General features: G+C 44.3%; 3 protein-coding genes and 1 tRNA gene. 3 read left to right on the plus strand and 1 reads right to left on the minus strand.

Annotated features, from left to right (window positions below):
- Positions 1-10: 10 nt before the first annotated feature.
- Positions 11-93, minus strand: a tRNA-Leu gene (locus AB5642_RS19525).
- A 148-nt stretch (positions 94-241) separates the two neighbouring features.
- On the opposite strand from AB5642_RS19525, the gene ftsH reads away from it, so the two are divergent.
- From ftsH to polA, 3 genes are all read left to right on the plus strand, one after another.
- Positions 242-2,101 carry an ATP-dependent zinc metalloprotease FtsH gene (gene ftsH / locus AB5642_RS19530; protein ID WP_173718130.1) on the plus strand — a complete coding sequence of 620 codons (1,860 nt, stop codon included), beginning with the start codon at positions 242-244 and terminating at the stop codon, positions 2,099-2,101.
- A gap of 231 nt (positions 2,102-2,332) precedes the next feature.
- The gene (locus AB5642_RS19535) at positions 2,333-2,671 is read left to right on the plus strand and encodes an anti-sigma factor (protein WP_173718131.1); all 339 of its coding nucleotides are present in this window, start codon (positions 2,333-2,335) and stop codon (positions 2,669-2,671) included.
- Between the two features lie 23 nt (positions 2,672-2,694).
- The coding region (gene polA, locus AB5642_RS19540) for a DNA polymerase I (RefSeq protein ID WP_368371898.1) at positions 2,695-4,914 on the plus strand (2,220 nt) is incomplete at its 3' end.

Consider the following 4,914-nt stretch of genomic DNA (forward strand, 5'->3'; position numbering starts at 1 on the left):
GTGTTAAAAATGCCGGCAGTGGGACTTGAACCCACACGTAGTTGCCTACAACAGATTTTGAGTCTGCCTCGTCTGCCATTCCGACATGCCGGCGGTTGAACAATTGATATAATAGCACATTATAAAAATAAAGTAAAGATAAAATTATGAAAAGTTTATAAATTTTCGAGGCAGAATATTGATATTCATACATGGAAATGCTAAAGTATTTAACAGTTGACAGAAAATGGAGGAAATGCCAATGAATATTGACCATAAAAAACCAGAGAACCGGCCATTGTACATTTTTGCACTGATAGCGGTTGTGGTGATCCTTTTCCTGAACATATTTGCCATTCCAGCCATGCAGGAACGCTCTGTAGAGAAAACCGACTACAGTACATTCCTCAGCAATGTAGAGCGTGGAAATGTATCTAAGGCAGAGGTGCAGGACGATTATATCTATTATATAGTGAGAAAGAACGGCGAGGACGTGGTGTGCAAGACTGTACGCATGGATGATCCGGACCTTGTAAGCCGCCTTTATGAAGCCGGAACCAGTATGGAAGCAGTGGAGCCTCAGAAGCAGTCCATCTTACTCAGTCTGGTGATCGGATATGTGATCCCAATCGTAATCTTTGTTTTCCTTGGAAGATGGCTGAGTAAGAAGATGATGAGCTCTATGGGCGGTGGTCCTGGCGGAGCAATGTCCTTTGGAAAAAGCAATGCCAAAGTATATGTGAAGTCTTCTACAGGAATTAAATTTACAGATGTGGCAGGTGAGGACGAGGCGAAAGAGCTTCTTACGGAAATTGTAGATTATCTTCATAATCCGCAGAAATACACGGAGATTGGAGCATCCATGCCCAAAGGCGCCCTTCTTGTAGGCCCTCCAGGTACAGGTAAGACATTGCTTGCCAAGGCAGTTGCAGGAGAAGCAGAAGTACCGTTTTTCTCTATTTCCGGTTCAGAATTTGTGGAAATGTTTGTGGGCATGGGTGCTGCCAAGGTTCGTGATCTGTTTAAACAGGCAAATGAGAAGGCACCTTGTATTGTATTTATTGATGAGATCGATACCATTGGTAAGAAACGTGACAGCGGAAGCTTCACAGGTGGAAACGATGAACGTGAGCAGACATTAAACCAGCTGCTTACAGAGATGGATGGATTTGACGGCTCCAAGGGAGTTGTAATCCTGGCTGCTACCAACCGTCCAGATTCCCTGGATCCGGCCCTCCTGCGTCCGGGGCGTTTTGACAGACGTATTCCGGTAGAACTTCCGGATCTGAAAGGACGTGAGGAAATCCTGAAAGTCCATGCCAGAAAGATCAAAATCGCAGACAGTGTCCGTTTCGATGAAATTGCCAAGGCAGCAGCCGGCGCTTCCGGTGCAGAGCTTGCCAATATTGTAAATGAGGCGGCTCTTCGTGCTGTCCGTGATGGCAGGAAGTTTGCTACGCAAGCTGATTTTGAGGAGAGTATAGAGGTTGTTATCGCTGGTTACCAGAAGAAAAACCGGGTGCTTTCCAATAAGGAGAAGCTGATCGTATCCTATCATGAGGTGGGACATGCACTTGTGGCGGCGAAACAGACGGATTCTGCTCCGGTTCATAAGATTACCATTATTCCCCGTACCTCAGGCGCTCTTGGATACACCATGCAGGTGGATGAGCAGGAGCACTTCCTGATGTCAAAGGAAGAACTGGAGAATAAGATTGCTACATTTACTGGGGGCCGTGCTGCTGAAGAACTGATTTTCCACAGTGTTACAACTGGCGCGTCGAATGATATCGAGCAGGCTACCAAGATTGCCAGAGGCATGATTTCACGCTATGGCATGAGCGATGAGTTCGATATGGTTGCGATGGAAAGTATGAGCAATCAGTATCTGGGTGGTGATTCAAGTCTTAGCTGCTCCTTTGAGACACAGACGCTTCTGGACAAAAAGGTAGTAGAGCTGGTACGAAGACAGCATGAGAAGGCCTATAAGATTCTTGAGGATAATATTGAGAAGCTTCATGAACTTGCAAAATATCTGTATGAGCATGAAACAATCACAGGCGAGGAATTTATGAAGATTTTAAATGATCCGCCGAAGTCTCTTACAGCCAGTGCAGAGTAAAAAGAGCATTTTTGTAATATTTGACCGGACTTTGCGGCAATAAAAAGAACCGCATTGCCGGATATATAAAATAAGGGACAGCAGAAAAAGATCAGATGCCCTTTAAACAGATTTTGGTTATTTCCCTTGTCTGCTTAAAGAGTATCCGGTCAAACATCTGCTGTCTCTTGTGTTTTGGGGAAGATTCGGATATAATAACAAATATGGGCTGCAAAAGGGAGGAGTGTTTCCATGAATTGTCAGACAGCAGAGAGTATGGTAAACCGATACATTGAGCATGATTTATCTGTAGATGAACTGGAGGATTTTCTGGAACATGTGGAAAATTGTCCGTCCTGTTACGACGAGCTGGAAACTTATTTTATTGTTCATGCTGCCATGCAGCAGCTGGATGAGGAGAGCAGAGATTCCACATTGGATCTCCGGGAGCTTCTGGAAGAAGATATTCGTAGATCCAAGCATTATATACTGAAGATGAGATTCCGCCGCGCGCTGAGTGGAATGGGATTCTGCGCGTTGATTGCCGGACTGGGTGGATTTTTGATTTATATTATTATGCAGGTATTATAGGAAACACGGTACAGGAGGCTTATATGTGTGAGAAAATTTTACTGATAGATGGTCACAGTATTTTAAACAGGGCATTTTACGGACTTCCGGATCTGACTAATTCAGAAGGTCTGCATACAGGTGCTGTCTATGGCTTTTTAAATATCCTGTTTAAAGTGCTGGGAGAAGAGAAACCGGAATATCTGGCAGTGGCATTTGACAGAAGTGAGCCGACTTTTCGCCATGCGAAATACCCAGAATACAAAGGTACACGTAAGCCCATGCCTCAGGAACTAAAGGAACAGATTCCGCTCTTGAAAGAGATGCTTGAAAAGATGGAAATCGCCACAGTTTCCCTTGCAGGCTTTGAAGCAGACGATATTCTTGGTACGCTGGCGAAAAAAGGTGAAGAAAAAGGTATGGATGTAATCATTCTTTCCGGTGACCGTGATCTTTTACAGCTGGCGACTAAAAAAACCATGATCCGTCTGCCAAGGACTGCAAAAGGGCAAACTGTTATAGAAGACTATAAGGAAGACCAGGTGCAGGAGCGGTATCTGGTTACTCCTGCCCAGGTTATAGAATTAAAGGCTCTTATGGGTGATGCTGCCGACAATATTCCTGGAATTCCAGGTGTCGGAGAGAAGACAGCCACCAGGCTGCTTGCAGAATATGGCTCCATAGAAAATGCTTTTTCCCATGTGGAAGAGATTTCACAAAAGCGGGCCAGAGAATCTTTGAGGGAAAATTACCAGATGGCCCAGTTGAGTAAGGAGCTTGCAACTATTTGTACAAACAGCCCCATAGAATTTGAACAGGAGAAATTCCAGTTAGGAAATATTTTTACAAAGGAAGCCTACGAGCTATGCAGAAAATTGGATTTCCGGAATTTTTTGATGAAATTTGATCCGGCTGAAGTGAATGAAAATACAATAGAACAGGATTTTTTCATCTGCAATGATCTGGAGGGCTGTGAGGCACTTTTTGAAAAAGCGGGACAGGCAGAAGCTGTGGGAATAGCGCTTCTCTGGGATAAAGAAGGTGTCTATGGAGCTGGTCTGGCATTAGGGGAAGATGAAATGTATTATGTTCCTGTGGAGGGAATGGTAACAGCAGCTTATTTAAGTGATAAGATCGGCAGGCTGGGGAAGTCTACCACAGTTTGTTCCATGGACGTAAAAACCATGCTCAAGCGTGCTGATCTAACACCCGATGCAAACGTATTTGACTGTGGCATTGCAGCTTATCTTCTGAATCCTTTGAAAAGTACTTATACTTATGAAGAGCTTGCAAAAGATTATCTGGATGGGAAGCTCCTTCCGGGAAAAGAAGAGCTTCTGGGAAAAATATCCCTGAAAAAGGCCTGGGAGGAGGATATGCCGGAACTGGAACATCTGGCATGCTATATGGCGTATACCGCTTTTGCCACCAGAGCCCCCTTGAAAGCGAAGCTTCAGGAAACAGGTATGTGGAAGGTATACACAGAGATTGAACTTCCTCTTGTATTTACGTTAGATTCCATGGAAAAATGGGGAATCGAAGTAAAAGGAGAAGAATTGAAAAATTATGGTGAAAAGCTGACTGTCCGCATTCATGAACTGGAAAAGCTGATCTGGCAGCAGGCAGGAGAAGAATTTAATATCAATTCTCCGAAACAGCTTGGTGTGATCCTTTTTGAAAAAATGGCTATTCCGGGAGGAAAGAAAACGAAGACCGGCTACTCCACATCCGCAGATATATTAGAGAAACTGGCATCAGAGAATCCAATCGTAAATGATATTTTGGAATATCGTCAGCTTACAAAGCTGAAATCCACTTATGCAGACGGTCTTGGAGCCGTAATCGAGAAGGATGGAAGAATCCATTCCACTTTTAACCAGACCATAACTGCCACTGGCAGAATCAGCAGTACAGAGCCAAACCTTCAGAATATTCCAGTCCGAATGGAGCTTGGAAGACTGATCCGCAAAGTATTTGTACCGGAAGCTGGATTTGTATTCTTGGATGCTGATTACTCACAGATTGAGCTGCGTGTTCTGGCTCACATGTCCGGGGATGAAAAGCTGATCAAGGCTTACAGGGAGGCGGAAGATATTCATCGACTGACAGCGTCTCAGGTCTTTCATATTCCGCTTGAGGAGGTCACTCCTCTGCAAAGACGAAATGCCAAGGCGGTAAACTTTGGCATTGTATATGGCATCAGCTCTTTTGGTCTTAGCCAGGATCTTAGTATTACAAGAAAAGAGGCTGCCGCTTATATCCAG

This window comes from Ruminococcus sp. 1001136sp1_2201st1_G3_2201SCRN_220225 (genome assembly GCF_040924365.1).
In the GTDB taxonomy this organism is placed as follows: Bacteria; Bacillota; Clostridia; order Lachnospirales; family Lachnospiraceae; genus Blautia_A; species Blautia_A faecis.